Genomic DNA, 18,726 nt, shown 5'->3' with positions numbered 1-18,726 from the left:
TTCCATATCGCCCTCGTTGCCCCCGGCGCGGTCTGGAGCGCGCGCCGGGGACACCTTCGATCAGGCGAAGAGCATGCGGGCTTCGTACTTCTTGAGCGCCTTGCGGGCGGCCTGGTAGGATTCGATCCCCTCGGCCGTCTGCAATTCCGGGAAGAGTTCGAAGATCTCGTTCCGCTGGCTGCTGCCCAACCCGTTGAGCGAGTAGTCGCCGGGGTGGAAGCTTTCGGTCCAGGCGCCGTTCGACAGGACGACCTCGTGCCGTTCGAACATGAAGTGGATGTAGGTCGTCCGCATCACGTCGAGGGTGTGGATCCCCTTGGAGCCGATCATGTGCTTGGCAGCGGCGAGCACCTCGTGCTCTTCGAAGTAGAGCTGGGTCTTGTCGCTGGCCACCAGCACACGGTGGTTGGGCGAGAGCATCATGTCGCGTTCCGGCAGGCCGTGACCCAGCGAACCCGCCTTGATCAGGATGGGTTTCATGTGGGGACGGGCGGCCAGATCGCGTCCGGTCAGCTCGTTCTGGCCGTACCAGACGATTTCCTGGATGCCGTTGTCGCGGGTGATGACCTTGTCGCCGACCTGCAGGTCCTCGACCGGGACTTCGCCGCGCGGGGTGGCGATCATCGTGCCGGGGGTGAAGCAGGGGGCCTCGATTTCCTCGAAGGTGGCGGTGGTGCCGTCCTTGAAGAAGATCGTGCCGGATTCCCGCAACTCCTCGCTGTCGCCCGCGCCACCGTTGCGCTTGATGCTTTCGATCCGGTCGAGCGTCGCCTGGTCGAAGTCGAAGCGGTCGATGTCGCCGTCGTCGGGATCCTCGCCGCCGACGATGTGATCGCCCGAGGAGGCGTCGACGAAGACATCCGAGCCGAACCCGCCGAAGACCTTGTCCGCGCCACCGCCGGAGCCGATGTTGTCGTCGCCCGCATCGCCGTAGAGCGTGTCGTCGCCGCCCGCGCCGCGGATGATGTCGTCGCCGTCGCCGCCGTAGGCCAGGTCGCCCTTGGTGCCGGTCTGGGTGTTGTCGAAGCCTTCTTCGCTGTCGGCCCAGGACCCGGTGTGGATCTCGTCGTTGCCGGCCCCGCCGAAGATCGTGTCGGAGCCGTCGGCATGGGCGTCGAAGACACCGTCGGTGCGCGCGCTGACGCGGCTGTCGTCGTCACCGGTCAGGATGTCGTCACCGGCACCGCCCCGGATCACGTCGTCGCCCGCGCCACCGGCGAAGGCATTGTCGTAATCGTCGGCCGCACGGGCACCGCTGGCGGGCTTGTTATCGAAGACCTCGCCGGCGGAGCCGTCGAGAATGACGTCGTTGCCTTCGTCACCGTCGATGTAGTCCTGCCCGTAGTCGCCTTCGAGGTAGTCGTCGCCCTTGCCGCCAGAGACGATGTCGTCACCGGTACCGGCCGCGACGCGGTCGTGTCCGTCGCCCCCGAAGATGGTGTCGTCGCCGCCGAAGCCCACGATGCTGTCGTTGCCTTCGCCACCGAACATGGTGTCGGTGTCGCGACCGCCGTTGAGGACGTCGTCGCCCTTGCCGCCGTCGATGTAGTCGTTGCCGTCCGCGCCGCCGATGGTGTCGTTGCCGTCGCCGCCGAAGAGCACGTCGTCGTCGCGGTTGCCGCGGATCGTGTCGTCGCCTTCGTCACCGTAGATGGTGTCGTTGCCGCTGCCGCCGAAGAGCTGATCGTCGCCCTGGCCACCGTAGATCACGTCGTCGCCGGCGTCACCGTAGACGGTGTCGTCGTCGACGCCGCCGTAAAGCGTGTCGTTACCGGTGCCACCGTAGATCAGGTCGTCGTCGTCGCGGCCATAGATCGTGTCGTTGCCATCGCCGCCGTAGATCGTGTCGCGGTTGTCGAACGCGGAAGGGTCGCCCTTGTCGTCGGGGATGTCGACGATGTCGGTGACGAGGCCGCCGTAGATCAGGTCGTCACCGGCGTTGCCTTCCAGGATGTCGTTGCCCTGGCTGCCGATGATGGTGTCGTTGCCCGCGCCGCCGCTGACGAAGTCGTCGTCGATGCCCGCGTCGATCCAGTCGTTTCCGTCGCCGCCGAAGATCGTGTCGGCGTCGTCGCCGGTCTTGATCTTGTCGTTGCCCGCGCCGCCGTAGACCACGTCGCGATCGTCGAAGGGATCGGCGTCGTTGTCGCCGATGCCGAAGATCGGGGAGCCGTTGCCGGGGTAGTCGATGTCCGTGGCCGGGTCCTTGCCGTTCGACGTGTCGATCACGTCGTCGCCCGCGCCGCCATAGACGGTGTCGGAACCTTCGCCGCCGATGATCGTGTCGTTGCCCGCGCCACCGTAGAGCACGTCGTCGCCGACGCCGCCGTCGAGGTAGTCATCCCCCGGCGCGCCCACGCCGCCGATGGTCTGATCGCCGATCGGATCGTAGAACAGGTCGGAGATCGAGATGCCCGAGCGGTCGTGCCCGTCGAGGTCGTGCACGATCTTCAGCGAGGACACGGGCCCCGCGACCTTCACGACCATCTGGCTGGCAAGGTTGGAGCTGTCGACGTAGCCGCCCTTGGACGTGGCCGTGCTGCCGTCGGTCGCGATGCGGTCGCCTGCGACAAGCTGGATGTCGACCGGGTTGCCGTCCGCGTCCTGCGCGATGATGTTCACCCGGCTGCTGCCGTCGAGGTCGGTGATCGAGAATTGCAGATCGTTGACCTGCTCCGAGAATTCGAAGGAATAGGTGGCCTTCTCGCCGCGGTCGATGACCGAGGACAGCGCCGAATTCTCGCCGTCGTATTCCTTGTCGGTCTTCACGCCGTCGTATTCGACGGAATGGTTCTCGACATTGGATTCGACATGGCCTTCGATGTGCTTGTTGTAGGTCACCTCGATCTTGCCGGTGTCCTGGCTGAAGCCGTAGGCGTGCTGGCCGTTCTGGTACTGGTCGATCCACTCGAAGCTTTCGCGCGGTGCCGGGGCGGTGGTCTCGAAGTTGTCGCCGTAGAGCGTGTCGTTGCCTTCGCCGCCGAAAAGCTTGTCGTTGCCGCCCTCGCCCACGAGCAGGTCGTCGCCCTTGCCGCCGAAGAGCACGTCGTCGCCGGCCGGACCGCCGTCGGTGCCGCCGGGCAGCTGGCTGGACAGGTCGCTGTACTTGATCGAGGGGCAGTTGGTGATCTTCTGGACGAAGGTGTAGCTTTCGCCCGCGACCAGCGGCTTGTCGGAGACGAGGCCCACGGCGTCGTTGTGATCGAACTCGACCACGTAGATGTTGATGGTCTCGCCGTGGCTGTCGGTGACGGAATAGCCGTACTCGGGCGTGATCCGGTCGCCGGCGTATTCGGTGTTGCCGTTGACGGTCTCGCGGCCCGCCAGCACCTGGGAGGTGTCGCCGTCGTTGAAGTAGGCGTCGTTGTCGCGCACGTCGATCTGCTTGGCCGTCTCGCCGGATTTGACGGTGAAGGTCTGGCCCTTCACGTCATGCTCGCCGTAAGGGGAGTCGGGGAAGGGGTAATCGTGGCTGTAGCGGCTTTCGGAGGTGTGGATGTCGGACAGGTCCCAGACGCCGACCGTGTAAATCGTGTCGTGGCCGTCCATGCGCTCACGCGGGGTGTCGAGCGCGCTGTCGCCGAAGATCGCGTCGTCGCCGTCCGCGCCCTTGAGCGTGTCGTTGCCCGCGCCGCCCAGGATCAGGTCGTCGCCGCCCGCACCGTCGACCACGTCATTGCCGGAGCCCGCGTCGATGATGTCGGCGCCGTTGGTGATCTTGTCGCCATCGGTATCGGTGTAGCCCAGCACCATGGCGGCATCGTTTCCGGCCGTGCCGTTCACCACGCCATCGCCAGAGGATGTCTTGGTGGTAGTGGTGCTATGCGACAGCATGTTTGTGTAAATCGAAAGCGTCATCCTGGCCTCCAGACCCTGAACTTTGTGGCCGGGCGCCCGGCCATGTAACGAGCGCGCAGGACAGACCGCCGGACGGAACCGCCGAAGCGGCACCGCACGTTGACGGCCCGGAAAACGGACCGAAACGCTCGCCATGCGCGAAGGTGTTAAGATCACCTGTTGCAGACTTTTTGCCCGGGTGGGCAGGCCGTCCCCCAACGGCCACCGACGTGTCGGCACGGCGTTTATACTTCATTATCGAAGTGCTAAAAGAGGCTTCCGTGCCTCCGGGACCTGTCTTTCTGGGCAGCATGGCCACATTTCGCCCGCATTTCTGCCGTTCGACGGGTTGGATCGATGGCGCTGTTTATTGGCTAAGTCAATGAAATAGAACAATTATCAAAGGCGCTGCATCGGGGCGGCGGTTTGCATCCGTCACGCGACGTCTCACCGCATTGTTTTTGATTTTGCTCCGATTTCGGCACAATTCTGCCTCATTTCTTTGCAGTCGGTACGTGACCAATCGGCCTCGAACACGATCATTGTTCAGGCAGAAGAAACAATAGGTTGTTTTCCGGGGTGGCTGCCACCCGACCGGCGCGAATCACCCACGTCGGAGAGAAGGCGCGGCGATGGGGCGGAAGGGGCAGGGACCGCGGGGGCCGGATAGGCCCACCCCGCGGTCGGGTGTCCCGAACCGGCGGACCGGTTCGGGGCGAGGCATTCAGTAGAGGACGACGCCGCGGATCGACTCGCCCTTGTGCATCAGATCGAAGCCCTTGTTGATGTCGTCGAGCGGCATCGTGTGGGTGATCATCGGGTCGATCTCGATCTTGCCGTCCATGTACCAGTCGACGATCTTCGGCACGTCCGTCCGGCCGCGCGCGCCGCCGAAGGCGGTGCCGCGCCAGCTGCGCCCCGTGACCAGCTGGAAGGGGCGGGTGCTGATTTCGGCACCCGCGGGGGCCACGCCGATGATGATGGATTCACCCCAGCCCTTGTGCGCGGATTCCAGCGCCTGGCGCATGACGTTCACGTTGCCGGTCGCGTCGAAGGTGTAATCCGCACCGCCGCCGGTCACCTCGACCAGGTGGCCCACGATGTCGCCCGAGACCTCCTTGGGGTTCACGAAATGCGTCATGCCGAAATGCTCGGCCATCTGCTTCTTCTCGGGGTTGAGGTCGACGCCCACGATCTGGCTTGCGCCCGCGAGCCGCAGGCCCTGGATCACGTTCAGACCGATGCCGCCCAGGCCGAAGACGATCGCGGTGGATCCGATCTCGACCTTGGCGGTGTTGATGACGGCGCCGATGCCGGTGGTGACGCCGCAGCCGATGTAGCAAACCTTGTCGAAGGGCGCGTCCTTGCGGATCTTGGCCAGAGCGATCTCGGGCAGGACGGTGTGGTTCGCAAAGGTCGAGCACCCCATGTAGTGCAGGATCGGCGTGCCATCGAGCATCGAGAAGCGCGAGGTCCCGTCGGGCATCACGCCCTGGCCCTGCGTGCTGCGGATGGACTGGCACAGGTTGGTCTTGGGGTTCAGGCAGTAGTCGCACTCGCGGCACTCGGGCGTGTAGAGTGCAATCACGTGATCGCCCACTTCGAGGCTGGTCACCCCTTCGCCCACTTCGACCACCACGCCGGCGCCTTCGTGACCCAGGATCGCGGGGAAGGCCCCTTCGGGGTCGTCGCCCGAGCGGGTGAACTCGTCGGTGTGGCACAGGCCGGTGGCCTTGATCTCGACCAGCACTTCACCGGCCTTGGGGCCTTCGAGGTTGACCTCCATGATTTCGAGGGGCTGGCCCGCTTTGAGGGCGACGGCGGCACGGGTGCGCATGGGCAGGACTCCTGTTGAAACGAGGTGCGGCGCACCCCCGGTGGAAACCCGGCCAACCTGCCCCGGATCGCCGCCGAGGTCCAGCACTCTACCCTTCGGTGAAGGCCCGGTCCTTGAGCACGCGCATGGGTTTCAGAAGGTAGGACAGCACGGTGCGCCGCGCGGTGCGGATGTCGGCCACGACGGTCATGCCGGGCGTGATCTGCTGCCCGCTGGCCAGTCGCGTGGCGGCAAGATCCAGCCCCACGCGGTAGACCGGGGTGCCATCCGCCCGCGGGGTCGAGGTCGGGGCGATACGGGCGACTTGGGCCTCGATCTCTCCGAAGCGGGTGAAGTCGAAGGTCAGCACCTTCAGTTTCGCCGGCAGGCCCACGGCGATGCCGCCGATCCGGTCGGCGGGAATCTCGACCTCCGCCAGGGGGCGGGCGTCGCGGGGGACGATTTCCAGCACCGTCTCGCCGGGGGCCAGCACTTCGCCCGAATGGCGCACGGCGATGTCGCCCACGCGGCCCGCGCGGTCGCTGCGCAGCATCAGCCGGTCGCGCTGCGCCGCGATCTGGGACAGGGTGCCCGACAACCGGTCGCGCTCGTCGATCAGGGCGGCGCGGGACTGGCTGGCATCGTGGCGGATCTGGCCGACGAGCTCCTGCTCCGTCGCGGCCAGAAGTGCGATCGAAGCCTCCTGGATCGCGACCTCTCCCTCCAGTCCCGCGAGGGTGGCGCGGGCGGCGAGCGCCTCGCGCTGGACCGCTTCGCGGGCGTTGCGGCTGACACTGCCGTCGCGGGCCTGCGCGTAACGAACGCCCTTGGCCGCCAGCAACCCGTCCTCGTCGCGGGCGACGGCGATCCGGTCCTGCAAGGCGCCGTGCTGCGCTTCGGCCACGCGGGCCTGCGCGCGGATCGTGGCGACACGCGCGAGGTGAAAGCCGATCTCCTCGGACAGGACGAGGTCGCCGGTCGGCAGGTCTTGCGCGAGGTCCAAAGCCAAGAGGGCGTCGAGCCCCGCGATCCGCGCGTCCAGGAAGGCCAGCCGCCCTTCCAGCTTGCGCGCCTCGGCGGCGAGGTCGGTCCCGTCGAGCTGCAGGAGCGGCTGGCCGGCCTCCACGCGGTCGCCTTCGGCCACGAGGAGGCGCGCGACGATCCCACCGTCGAGATGCTCGATCCGGGTGGTGCGGCCTTCGGGCTGGATCTGCCCTTCGCCGCTGACGATCTCGTGCACCGGGGCGAGGGCGGCCCAGGCGAGGAAGGCGAGCAGGCCCGCGCAGATGATCCGCACCACGGTGCCCGCGTGCCCGGTGTCGTGGGTCTCGCCGATCTGGTAGCTGGCGGTCAGCGCATCGGCTTCGGTCGCGGGGGCGAGGGGATCGGTACGTCTGGGCATCATGCACTCCTTCGAAGGTATGACTGGGGGGGGGCCTGCGAATGCGACCTGGCCCGCGCGCAGCTCGACCAGCTGGTCGGCCTGGCGCCAGAGGCTGGGACGCTGGGTGACCATCAGGACCGTCATCGGCCCCGCCGCTCCGCGGATCACGTCGATCAGGTGCCGCTCGTCCGCCGGGGTGAGGCTCGCCTCGGGTTCGTCGAGGATCAGAACCCGGGGCCGTTTCAGGATCACCTGCGCCAGCGCGAACTTGGTGCGGAACGCGGGCGAGAACCGGTGCCGGTTGCGGTGGTCGAAGCGGGTGTCCAGCCCCTCGGGGAGGGCTGCGATGACCTCCGACAGGCCGACGAGGGCGCAGGTCCGCTCCATCTGCGCGCGGGAGGTTTCGGGGGCGGTCAGCGCGAGGTTCTGGGCCAGCGTGCCGTGGAACTGCAGCGCATCGTGGCCAAGGTGGCCCATCAGGCGCGCCCGGCGGTCGCGGTCCAGCTGGCCCACGTTGACCGGCCCGATCAGCACCGTTCCCGTCTGCGCGCGGTAAAGCCCCGTGGCGCAGCGCAGAAGGGAGGTCTTGCCCGCGCCCGAAGGTCCGGTGATCGCGGTGAAGGACCCCGCGGGGGCGGTGAAACTCACCCCCCGCAAGGCGGGCGCCAGCCCCGACCCGTAGCGCAGGACCACCCCGTCGAAGCGCAGCTGCGGCGGCGCATCGTAGGATTGCAGCGCCAGCGTCGCGTCGGAGGCCGCGCCCGCGTCCTCCGCGGGCAGCCGCATCATGGCCGAGATCTGGCGCAGCAGGCTCGACAGTTCCGGCGAACGCACGGCCAGAAGCAGGGCCTGTTGCACCGGGCCCAGGGCGCGGGTCGACAGGATCATGCAGGCGATCAATGCCCCGCCCGACAGCGCCCCCGAGGTCACCCGGACCGCGCCGACGAAGACCACGGCCCCCACGAAAAGCGGCGAGAGCACCGCGACGAGGTTGCCCAAGGCGCGCCAGACCTGCTCCACCTCGCGGCGGGCGCGGCCGAGCCGGGCGTAGCGCGGGGCGAGCCGCGCGGCCCAGACCCGGCCCAGGCCACGTTCGACGATCTGGGCGCGCTGGCTCAGGGTTTCCTCCTGCAGGCGCATGACCTCGTCGCGCAGCCCCACCATCCGGGCCGAGGCGCGCCGGATCCGGGGCAGCACGGCAAGCCCCAGGCCCACGTGCGCCGCCACCGCCGCCGTCAGCACAAGGCCGATGGCGGGGTCGACGAAATAGAGGCCCAGCACGACCATGGCGACGAAAGGCAGCTCGAACAGGACGGCGACCACGGGGCCCGCGTAGACATCGCGCAATGTCTCGAACTGGCGCAGGCGGTTCATCTGGTCGCTGATCGGGGCGGCGGTCAGCATCTCCAGCCGCAGGGACAGCAGCTTGTCGAAGAGCGCTGTGCTGACGATGTAGTCGAGCCGCCCGGAGACATGGGCGATGAGCCGCGACTTGGCCCGGCGCAGCGACAGATCCATCGCCAGGAGCAGCACCATCCCCGCGGCGAGGGCGGCGAGCGTCTCCATCGCGCCGCCGGGGATCACGGTGTTGAAGACGAAGGTCACCAGCAGGGAGCCCACGACCACGAGCAGGTTCGACAGAAGCGTCAGCGCCAGCAGCGCACGGTTCTGCGGCGCGAAGCGTTGCACCAGCTGGCCGGTCCAGCCGGTCCGCGGTGCGGCGGGTTCGGCCTCCGCAAGATCGGCGGGCAGGGGCACGAGGCATTTATAGGTCCGGCGCGCGCGGATGCGGCGGCGGCGCCCGGTCTGGTGCTCCGACAGGTGGGGCGTCTCCGCCTCGTCGCGGTCGATGAAGAGGTAACCGCGCCTGCGCGACAGCACCACCGACCCCGCGGGCAGCGCGGCAAGGTCGCGCCCCGGCACCCGGTCGAGCGTCGTGGCCACATCCACCCGCCGCAGGGTGTTGCGCACCGCGTCCAGCCCGAAGTGGTTCGGGAAATGCGGTACCGCGGCGGCCAGCCGACGCATGTCGATGCGCCAGCCGTGCCGTCGCAGCACCTCGACCAGGACGGCGGGGCCGGGCCCATCCTGCGGGGTGCCGCAGAAGCGGCCGGTGCGGAACGCCTCCAGCAGGGGCGCGTAAGGACAGGCGGTGGCGTCAATCCGCGCCTCGTCGTCGGGACGGGAGGAATCGCTGCGGTTGCGCAGCCGGAAGATGCCGGGGCGGGCCGCGGTCATCGGTCGGTCTCGCGCGGGGACAGGTCCGCCGGCACGGCTTCGATCAGCCCGCCCTTCGTGACGGCCAGATGCCGTCCGGCGAGCGCAAGGTAGGACGGGCGGCGGGTGACGAGGACGGTGATCGCATCGGGGATGCGGCGGCGCAGGACCTCGATCATCGCGCGGTCGATCTGGTGGTCGAGGTTCGCGTTCGCCTCGTCGAAGAGGATCACGTCGGGCTGCCTTGCCAGGCCCGCGATCAGGAAGACCGCGTCGTGCACCGATGCGGGCAGCGCGCCGGCCGCGTTCGCCGCCAGCTTCATCGACAGCCCGGCGGGGTGCTGCGCCAGGAACCCGTCGATCCCCAGTTCGCGTGTCAGCGCGAGGGCGGCGTCGCGATGCGCTTCGACCTCGAACCCGGTGAGGTTCTCGAGCAGGGTGCCGTCGAGCATCGTGTAATCCGACCGCAGGTAGGCCACGCGAGAGGCCAGCGCGTCGGGGTCGATGCGCCCCATCGGGATGCCGTCGACCATAATGCGCCCCTCTGCCGGGGGGACGAGCCCTGCCAGGGCGCGCAAGAGCAGCGACCGGCCCGAGCCGTCGTCGCCCGACAGCGCCACGCAGTCGCCGCGTTGCAAGCTCAGGGTCAGTCCCCGCAGATGGGGGGCGGCGTCGGGGTCCGCCGCGAGCGCGACGCGGCGCAGGTCGATCCGGTCGATCCGCCCGGGCGTCACGGGAAACAGTCGGTCGTCGTGGTCGCGGGTCAGCTCTGCCACGTGGGCCTGGGCGGTGCGCAGGTCACGACCGCCGGCCACCAGCGCCTCGATCCGCAGGAGCGGCTGGATCACGCGGCCGGTCAGCAAGACGATGGCGGCGACGGCGCCCACGCTCATCTCTCCGCGCAGGACGAGGGCGGCGCCGACGCAGGACATCAGCGCGGGCGCCAGCAGGCCGATGGCGGCGGTAGTGCCCTGCGTCAGGCTGATCCGCCCGCTCAGCCGCGCGGTGATCCAGGCGTTCACGGCCATCAGCTTTTCGTAGCGGCGCTGCATCTGCGCCTCGATGCCGAGGCCCTTGATCATCTCGATCCCGCGCAGCGTCTCGACCAGGAAGGAGTGCCGCCGCCGGTCGCGGTCGCGCCGGTCGGCGTTCAGGCGCAGCACCTGCCGCCGTTGCAGCCAGATCGCCGTGATCGAGACAGCGGCCAGCGCGCAGATCGCCCCGCCCATCACCGGCGAGATCAGCGTCATCACCCCGATGAAAAGCGCGATGAACGGCACGTCGAGCATTGCCGCCGTCATCTCGGAGCTGTTGTGACGGCGGATCAGCTCGATACTGGCGATCCGGTCATGCAGCGTGCCGGGATCGAGCGCGTCGAAGCGCGCGTCGCGTTGCAGGAGGGCGCGGAAGGCGCGGGTATAGGCGGCAAGTTCGAACCGCGCGCCCGCGGCGGCGATGAGGCGGCTGCGGGCCTGCCGGACTGCCAAGTCCGCGAGGGCGGCGGTGACCAACCCGAAGGCCAGGACCGTCAACGTCTGGAACCCTTCGCGCGGGATGATCCGGTCGTAGACCTGGATGATCGCCAGCGGCAGGGCCAGCCCCAGCAGGTTCGAGGTCAGACCCGCCGCAAGGATCGTGGGGTCGCGCGTCAATCGGCGCGGTTGGGTGTGCGAGACGTCCATGCTCTGTCCTCGTCCGGTCGAGGGGCGAAATAGACTCGCAATGGAAAATTCAGGTTAAGAAGATCCGCAGGTCGCCTACCACGCCACCCGGTCGAGGCCGATGAAATCCACCGCGCTGCCGTCGTCGAAACTGAGCAGACCCGCGGAATCGTCGGTCAGGTCCAGCACGCCGGGGCGCTGATCGGCAACCGCGCCGCTGTCGAGCATCATGGTCCAGCCCTGGCCCGTCGCCGTGTCGCCCAGGACGGTGGCGGGGCCCGTGACCCCGTCGAGCAGCAGCGTATCGGTCCAGCCCTGGCCGCCGTCGCTGATCATGGTCCAATCCTCGCCCGCGCCCACGACGTAGGTGTCGTCGCCCGCGCCGCCATCCAGCTCGTCGTCGCCCGTGCCACCGAACAGCGTATCGCTTGCCGCACCCTCTCCGCCGAAGAGCAGGTCGTCGCCCGCCCCACCGAAGATCCGGTCCGCCCCTGTGCCGCCGATCAGCGTGTCTGCGCCTTCGGTTCCGCTCAGCGACGCGGTGCCGGGGGCGGGGGGGACCGTGTCCGGGGTAAGGGGCGGTGCGGGATCGTCCGGGGTGGGCGAGGCCCCCTCTTCGGACGGTGCGACCGGGTCCGCGGGATCGGGCGGCCCGAGGTCGGAGCCCGCATCGATCGGGCCGGCGGGTCGCGTGTCGCCGCGCGTGGCGTGGTCCCGCAGCTCCGCCGCTGTGTAGACGGTCCCGGCGAAGTCGAAGACCTCGACCCCCGTGACGCTGTCCGAATAGTCGAGCGCGACCGGGTCCACGACCGAGAACCTGTCGGTCGCGGCATCATGGCTCACCTCGAACTCGGACAGGGCGCGGTCCCAGGTGGCGGTGTCCTGACCCGCGCCACCGTCGATCCGGTTGAACCCCGTGCCGCCGTGCAGCGTATCGTCACCGTCACCGCCGAGGAGGGTATCGTCCCACCCGCCACCGAAGAGCGTATCGTCACCCGCCCCGCCGTCCAGGCGATCGTCGCCCCAGCCGCCGGTCAGGATGTCGTCGCCGTCCATCCCCGCCATGTCGAGGCCGCCCGCCGCCGCCGTGATCCGGTCGGCCCCGTCGCCGCCGATGACGCGGGTTTCGGCCAGGCCCTCATCGGTGAAGATCTGTCCGCCATCGGCCAATTGCACCACCTCTGCCCGATCCGCGATCGTCACCGTGATCGCGGTCGGCGCGGAGCCCGCGTCAGCACTTCGGGCGGTGACATGGACCTCTTGCACGGGTGCTGTTTCGAAATCGAGATCGGCACCGGGGCGGATGCGCAACGCCTGGCCCGCGATCTCGAAGCGGGGGTCGTCGAGCGGCGTGCCCGCCGCGTCGGTCAGCCGGTAGGTCACGGCGTCGCCGTCCGGATCGCCGCCCAGCAGTCGGCCGATCACCGTGCCCGCGGGCGCATCCTCGGCCACCGTGCCGGGCCCGGCGAGATAGGGGGCGTCCGGCGGGGTGTCGGACTGCCGCGCCGCGACGATGCGCAACTGCGCCAGATCGTGCAGGGTCCCCGCGAAGTCGAACTGTTCGACCCCGGTGACGCGGTCGCTGCCCGCGCGGCCCAGCAGGTCGGTGATCGTGAAGGTCCCGTCCTCGAGTGCCACGGAGAAGCCCGACAGATCGCCGGACCAGCGGGCGACGTCGAGGCCCGCGCCCCCGTCGATGCGGTCGTCGCCCTGTCCGCCGGTCAGATCGTCGTCGCCCGCGGCGCCCACCAGTTGGTCGTTCCCCGACCCCCCCGACAGGGTGTCCGCGCCGCCGCTGCCGGTGATCGCATCGGCGCCGTTGCCGCCCGCGACAGCGGTTTCCGTGACACCGGTGTCGGTGAATGCCGCGCCGCCGTCGGGGAGACTGATACGCTCTGCCTTGTCCTCTATCTCCACGCGGACGACCTGTTCGGTGGTCGCCCCCTTGAGATCGGTGGCGGTCACCGTCACGTCGATCGCGGCCCCGTCCGTTTCGTGATCGAGGGCGATCCCGTCGCGAAGCCGCAGGGTGTCCTCCGCGATCTCGAACCGTGGATCTTCGACTGCGAGGGTAAGCGCATCGCCCGCGTTGGGATCGCTTGCCTTCAGGGTAGCGACCTGCGCGCCCTCCTGGCCTTCGGTCGCCGTGCCGCCGGTGACCGCGAGGTCGGGCGCACGGTTCAGGGCCTCCTCGGCCGTGAGGGTCCGGTCGGAGAAGGCGAGCCGCTCGACACCGCTGAGCGTATCGATCCCGTCCGGCGTCCCGTCCCGCGTGTCGCCGACGCGCAGGTCCGTGCCGGTGCGGGTGATGTCGTAATCGGCCCAGCTGCCGGAGAACCCCGCCGTATCCAGCCCGGCGGCGGCGTCGATCAGGTCGTCGCCGCCGCCGCCTGAAATCCGGTCGTCGCCGGCGCTGCCGGTGATCGTGTCGGAGCCCGTCCCGCCGCGCAGCGCGATTTCCGTCACGCCGGTGTCGGTGAAGGTGACGCCGTCGTCACCCAGCGTGACGATCTCCGCCACGTCGGTGAGGTCGATCTGAACGGCGACGGGGTCGAAGGTGGTGTCTCCCTCGATCGCGCGCAGGTAAAGCGGGACCGTGCCACCCGCCTCGAAGTCGGGGGTGGCGCCCGCGCGCAGCACGATCCGATCGCCGTCGATCGCGAAGAGCGGATGCACCAGCGGGTTGCCCTGCGCATCGGTGATCTCGAAGACGGCGTCGGCGGCACCGTCGAGGTCCAGCCGGGCGACGGTGAGGGGCCCCTGCGCATCCTCGGGCAAAGGCGCATCCTGTATCACGGACGGGTCGCCGGGACTCTCCGCCACGGGCGGGATCACGTCCGGCGTCGCGGGGTCCGTGGGCGGGGCCTCGGGCGACGCGGGTCCCGGCGAGGGGGGCGGCGGGTTCGGGCTTTCCGAGGGGGACGCCGCTGGCGTCGTGTCGGGGTCATCCTCCGACGTGCCCAGGACCACGCTTTGGGGGAGGGGGGCAGGATCGCCCGGCGGATCGACCCCGTCCAGGGTGATCTGAGGCGGCATCGCGGTCTGGGGGGTGGAGAGGTCCGGGCCGGAGGCCACCGCGACGGGGGCTTCGGCAGATGCGGCGAGCGGCGTCGCCGGTCCGCGCCCTGCGTCCTCGCCCGCGCCCGGGGGCAGGGGGGGCACGGCGCCCGGTGTCGCGCCTTCCGGGACGGCCCCGGCCGGTGGTGGTGGAGGCGTCTCGTCCAAGTCGGCGGAGGGAGGTGCGGGGTGGATCCCGGTCCCTGGCGTTTCGACCATGGCGCTTTCGACCCGCGTCTCTTCCGGCTTCAGCAGGCCGGAGAGCGAGGCGAGCGTCGCGCCGCTGCCTTGCATCGCGGCGGCGTCGGCTGCGATCTCCACCGTGTCGATCTGGGTTTCCGTTTCCCAGGCGTTGACGGTCTGCGGTGCAGGTCCGCGCGCCGCAAGATCACCTTCACGCGCCGCGTTCGGCGCCTTGGCGCCCTGTTCGACCCTGAATTCGACCATCGTCGCGACCCTTCCGATATCCTGTTCCGTTCGGGGTGGCAGGAAATCGTTGCCGAAGGGTAAGCAGGAGAATGCGATTAAAATGCGGGCCGATCAGGGATTGGCGCGGGTCCTGGGGGGGCGTCAGGGCACCTCGCGCCCACCGAAGATATTGTCGCGGTGATTTTCGAAATAGATCGCAAGCCAGGGCGTGAACCGCTCCGGGTGGTGCCGAACTTGCGCGTGCAGGGTTTCGATCTGCATCGAGATGGTGTCTTCCACCGCTTCGGGGTTGGGCACGGGGGGCAAGTTCCGATCGCCCGCACGATGCAGGCTAAGCCGTCCGTGACCGACCAAATGCAGGATTACGGCGTCGCGATCCCCGCAGCGCGCGCCGGGACGTAGGCAAGGTGATACTATAACAATTCCAGAAATCGCGACTGAGCCATGGGCGAGGGTCCGCGGCTATTAGCGATCGCAGTTGAACCAGGACCCGGGCGTCTTCGAAGCGAAACCGAGGGTTGCTTGGAGGGTCTTCTGCCACGCCGACTTGACAGAACCATCCAAACCAAGTGACCTGTATCACAATATGCAAGTACGTTCCAAATAACGGAACAGGTGGAGGGGAATACATGAAACGGACCGAACCTATCGAAATGGGTCGTGTCATCGCGCCCAAGTCGCTGGTCTTGATCGGGGCTTCGGAGGATTACGCGAAGTTCGGGGGGCGCATTCTGCATCACCTCGTCGATCACGGGTACGAAGGGCAGATCTACCCGGTCAATCCCAAGCGTAGCGACGTGCTCGGCCTGACCTGCTATCCTTCCGTGGCCGATCTGCCCGAGATCGTCGACCTTGCACTGGTGGCCGTTCCCGCAAAAGCGCTTGCCGATACCGTGGAGGCCTGCGGCAAGGCCGGCGTCGGGGCCTGCGTCATCATCACGGCGCAACTGGGCGAATTCAGCGCGGAGGGGGCCGCGCTGGAGCGTCGGATCGTGGAGATCGCGCGCAGCTACAACATGCGGCTGATCGGCCCCAACTGCATGGGGATGATCGTGCCGCAGGCGAACCTCGCGCTGTCGTCGACACCCACCCTGCGCTACGCGGGCCAGATGCGCAAAGGCGGGGTGGCCTTCGTCAGCCAGAGCGGCGCCATGATGGGCACCCTGTTCCTTCAAAGTCACGACCACGGCGTCGGTCTGTCGGGCATGGTCAGCATCGGCAACCAGGCCGATCTGGAACTCTGCGACTTTCTGGAAGCCTTCATCGCCGATGCCGAAACCCGGGTCGTCTGCCTGTATATCGAGGGGCTGAAATCGCCCGAACGGTTCCGCGAGCTTTGCCTGCAAGCCCATGCGGCGGGAAAGCCCGTGCTGGCGGTCAAGGCGGGACGCACCGAAGCGGGATCGCAACTGGCGAAATCGCACACCGCGAGCCTTGCCGGGTCCTATTCCGCCTTCGAGGCGCTGTGCCGCGATTGCGGTGTCGTCCTGCTCGACGATCCGGACGCGATGATCCTGGCCGCCGGGGTGATCTCGGCTAATCCGCGGCCCGGGCGCACGAACACCGGACTCATCTGCGCCTCGGGGGGCGGTGCGGCCATCATGGCCGATCAACTGGCCTCTCGCGGGCTGTCCGCCGCGCCCTTTGCCGCCGAGACGCAAGGGCGGTTGGAACAGGATTACCCCGCCACTCACGCCAACAATCCCCTCGACCTCGGCGGCCACAAGGGGGGCCTGGAGTTCGGCATCTTCGAACGGGCCATCGAGTCCGTCCACGCCGATCCCGAAACCGGTTTGACCGCCTATGTCATGACGCCGCAACCGATGATGCCGCAGACGCTGGACCACGTCATCGAGGTCTGGAGGCGACAGGGCAAGCCCGTGGTGCTGGTCCTCAACCTGTCGCGGTTCGGGGCGGAACAACGCGATCAGGCCTTCGCGGCCGGACTGCCCTTCCTGACGCGGACCGATGACCTTTACCGCGTCCTGCAGGTCTACCGTGAGCTATCGACGATGTCGCCGCGTGTGCAGATGCCCGAACGTCCCGCGGACCTGAGCGCGCCCACCATCGAGGCGACGGGCTTCCTGACCGAACCCGAGGCCAAGGCGATCCTCGCCGGCTACGGCGTGTCGATCCCCGCCGCGACATTGACCACGACGGTGGAGGCGGCGGTCGAGGCGGCGGAATCCTGCGGCTATCCCGTCGTGTTGAAAGGCGTGGTCGGGGATGTCGTCCACAAGAGCGACCTCGGCCTCGTCAAGGTGGGGCTGGCGGACGCCGAAGCGGTGCGGGCGGCCTTCTCGGATATCGTCGGGGCAATCGAGACCGCTGCGCCGGGCGCGCCGGTCCGGATCGACGTGCAGCAGATGATCCCCGCCGGGGTCGAGCTGATCGTGGGACTGACCCGCGAGCCGGGCTTCGGGCCGCAGCTGGTGCTCGGCGCCGGTGGCATACACGTCGAACTGCTTCGGGACGTGGTGCAGCGCCGGGCGCCCCTGTCGTCCGAAGACGTGCGGGACATGCTGCAGGATCTTCGGATCTGGCCCCTGCTCGATGGTGCGCGCGGTCAGGCCCCCATGGCGGTGGACGCGGCCTGCGAGGCGATCTCGCGCCTGTCCTGGCTGGGGGATGACCTTGGCGATCGCCTGCAGGATTTCGAGATCAATCCCTTCCGCATCACCGAGGACGGCGCCCATGCGCTGGATGGACGGGGTACGCTGAGCTAGGCCGCGCCGGTCCAGGTCCGTTCGATCCGGGCGGCGTGGTCCTGCAATTCGGCCACGAAACGGGCGATGAGCGCCGCGTCCATGTCCTCCATCGGGCCGGAAATGCTCAGGGCCGCCACGACGTCGCCGTGCAGGGATCGGATCGGCACGGCGACGCCGCGCGCGGCGTCGTTGATCTCGTGAATGGCGGTGGCATAGCCTTGCGCGCGGATCGTCTCGACCTCCTGCGCCAGGCGGTCCGGATCGGTGATCGTCGCTTCGGTGAACCGAGGCAGATCGGCCGCCATCGCCCGGATCACCTCGTCCGGCGCCCAGGCCAGCAGGACCTTTCCGCCGGATACGGCGTGCAGCGGGGCGCGCGCGCCCAGGTAGGCGAAGGTCCGCACGAAGGCGCGGCTTTCGATCCGGTCGAGGACGACGCTCGTCAGCCCTTCGCGCACGCTGAGCATGACGTTCTCCGAGACACGCTCGGACAGGCGTTGCAGGACGGGATGCGCGACCGAGACGAGGGCGTTGGAAGCCACCTTGCGGGCACCGATTTCGAAGATCTTCAGCGTCAGATCATAATGCGATCCGTCGCCGACCTGCGCGACGTAGCCGAGGTCGCGCAAGGTCTGCAGCATCCGAAAGGCGTTCGACCGCGTCAGCTCGGAGGCCTCGGCGATGTCGCGCAGCCGCATGGGCCTGTCCGACTGGGACAAAATTTCCAGAAGCCGCAGGGCCTTGTCGACGGATTTGATCATGGCCGTCCCCTACCCGTGATCCGGCCCTGCCGAAAGGCCTTCGTGCGCGGTGAAGGCGATCCGCGCCGCGGACGTCACGGCGGAAATCCGGTCCGGCAGTTTCGCGTCGTCGAAGCGCATGGACGGACCGGTGATGCCGATGGCGCCGATCACCGTGTCCCACCCCGACCGAACCGGGGCCGCGAGTTCGAAGATCCGTCGCGTCGCGTGCCGCGGGAGCTGCGCTATGCCGTCCCGCTCCGTCCGCGCCAGCCAGTCGCGGATCGTGGGCGTCTCGGTCCTTGCCAGCAGCCGCGCGCGGTCCTCGGGGGGCAGGGCGGAGACTAGGGCCACCCCCAATGCCGTGTCTTCCCAACGCAGGGACAGGCTGTCCGGGATGACCGACGCAACGGTCGTGTCGGGGCGCGCATTTGCGACGAACACCACGCTGTCCCCATCGAGCAGAACGAAATGCGCGCTTTCGCCCGTTGCGGCGACGAGCTCCCGCAGGACGGGCAGGATCGCCATGCGGAACGGGAAACCGGCGTTCACCCGCCGCCCCATCTGCGCCAGCTTGAGCGAGGGGTAATAGCGTCGCGACTCGGCGTCGAAATTGACGTAGCCCCCTTCCCGCAAGGCAGAGATGCTGCGGTGCACGTTGCTTTTCGGCAGATCGACCCGGCGGGCCAACGCGCTGATGCCGATGGGATGCCCCTCGGCCACGATCGCCTCCAGAAGTGTCAGTCCTTTCAACAGAGTACTGTCCATTTTTACCATCCAAGACCTTCGGAGCAATTTGATCTTAGCCCGTTTTCGTTCTGAATAGTAGAACAAAACAATTTATTGAGAAACAAAATTCCTCATGCTAGCGTTTTTC

General features: G+C 68.3%; 9 protein-coding genes. 1 reads left to right on the top strand and 8 read right to left on the bottom strand.

Going from position 1 to position 18,726, the window contains the following annotated elements; genetic code table 11:
• Window positions 1–60 precede the first annotated feature (60 nt).
• From EU805_RS17895 to EU805_RS17495, 6 genes are all read right to left on the bottom strand, one after another.
• A complete protein-coding gene (locus EU805_RS17895) occupies window positions 61–3,858 on the bottom strand; it encodes a Hint domain-containing protein (protein ID WP_305000494.1) in 3,798 nt (1,265 codons plus the stop codon).
• A 703-nt stretch (window positions 3,859–4,561) separates the two neighbouring features.
• A complete protein-coding gene (locus EU805_RS14845) occupies window positions 4,562–5,674 on the bottom strand; it encodes an S-(hydroxymethyl)glutathione dehydrogenase/class III alcohol dehydrogenase (protein ID WP_129764772.1) in 1,113 nt (370 codons plus the stop codon).
• 88 nt (window positions 5,675–5,762) lie between these two features.
• Window positions 5,763–9,275: an HlyD family type I secretion periplasmic adaptor subunit gene (locus EU805_RS14840; RefSeq protein ID WP_129764771.1), complete on the bottom strand. Its 3,513-nt coding sequence runs from the start codon at window positions 9,273–9,275 to the stop codon at window positions 5,763–5,765.
• Window positions 9,272–10,936, bottom strand: a complete 1,665-nt coding sequence (locus EU805_RS14835; RefSeq protein ID WP_129764770.1) for an ABC transporter transmembrane domain-containing protein — start codon at window positions 10,934–10,936, stop codon at window positions 9,272–9,274. Before EU805_RS14835 ends, EU805_RS14840 begins: the two co-directional genes overlap by 4 nt.
• A 75-nt stretch (window positions 10,937–11,011) precedes the next feature.
• The gene (locus EU805_RS14830) at window positions 11,012–14,419 is read right to left on the bottom strand and encodes a calcium-binding protein (RefSeq protein ID WP_129764769.1); all 3,408 of its coding nucleotides are present in this window, start codon (window positions 14,417–14,419) and stop codon (window positions 11,012–11,014) included.
• 123 nt (window positions 14,420–14,542) lie between these two features.
• A complete protein-coding gene (locus tag EU805_RS17495) occupies window positions 14,543–14,698 on the bottom strand; it encodes a hypothetical protein (protein WP_165351968.1) in 156 nt (51 codons plus the stop codon).
• 332 nt (window positions 14,699–15,030) lie between these two features.
• Between EU805_RS17495 and EU805_RS14825 the strand changes: the two genes are divergently transcribed.
• The gene (locus tag EU805_RS14825; protein WP_129764768.1) at window positions 15,031–17,127 is read left to right on the top strand and encodes an acetate--CoA ligase family protein; all 2,097 of its coding nucleotides are present in this window, start codon (window positions 15,031–15,033) and stop codon (window positions 17,125–17,127) included.
• Here EU805_RS14825 and EU805_RS14820 read toward each other — a convergent pair.
• On the bottom strand, window positions 17,124–17,870 hold the full coding sequence (locus EU805_RS14820) for an IclR family transcriptional regulator (RefSeq protein ID WP_129764767.1): 747 nt from the start codon (window positions 17,868–17,870) through the stop codon (window positions 17,124–17,126). The genes EU805_RS14825 and EU805_RS14820 overlap by 4 nt on opposite strands.
• A 9-nt stretch (window positions 17,871–17,879) precedes the next feature.
• A complete protein-coding gene (locus EU805_RS14815; protein ID WP_165351976.1) occupies window positions 17,880–18,617 on the bottom strand; it encodes an IclR family transcriptional regulator in 738 nt (245 codons plus the stop codon).
• Window positions 18,618–18,726: the final 109 nt, after the last annotated feature.

This window comes from Salipiger sp. IMCC34102 (genome assembly GCF_004145405.1).
In the GTDB taxonomy this organism is placed as follows: domain Bacteria; phylum Pseudomonadota; class Alphaproteobacteria; order Rhodobacterales; family Rhodobacteraceae; genus Loktanella.
This window is presented reverse-complemented; position numbering and strand designations above follow the sequence as displayed.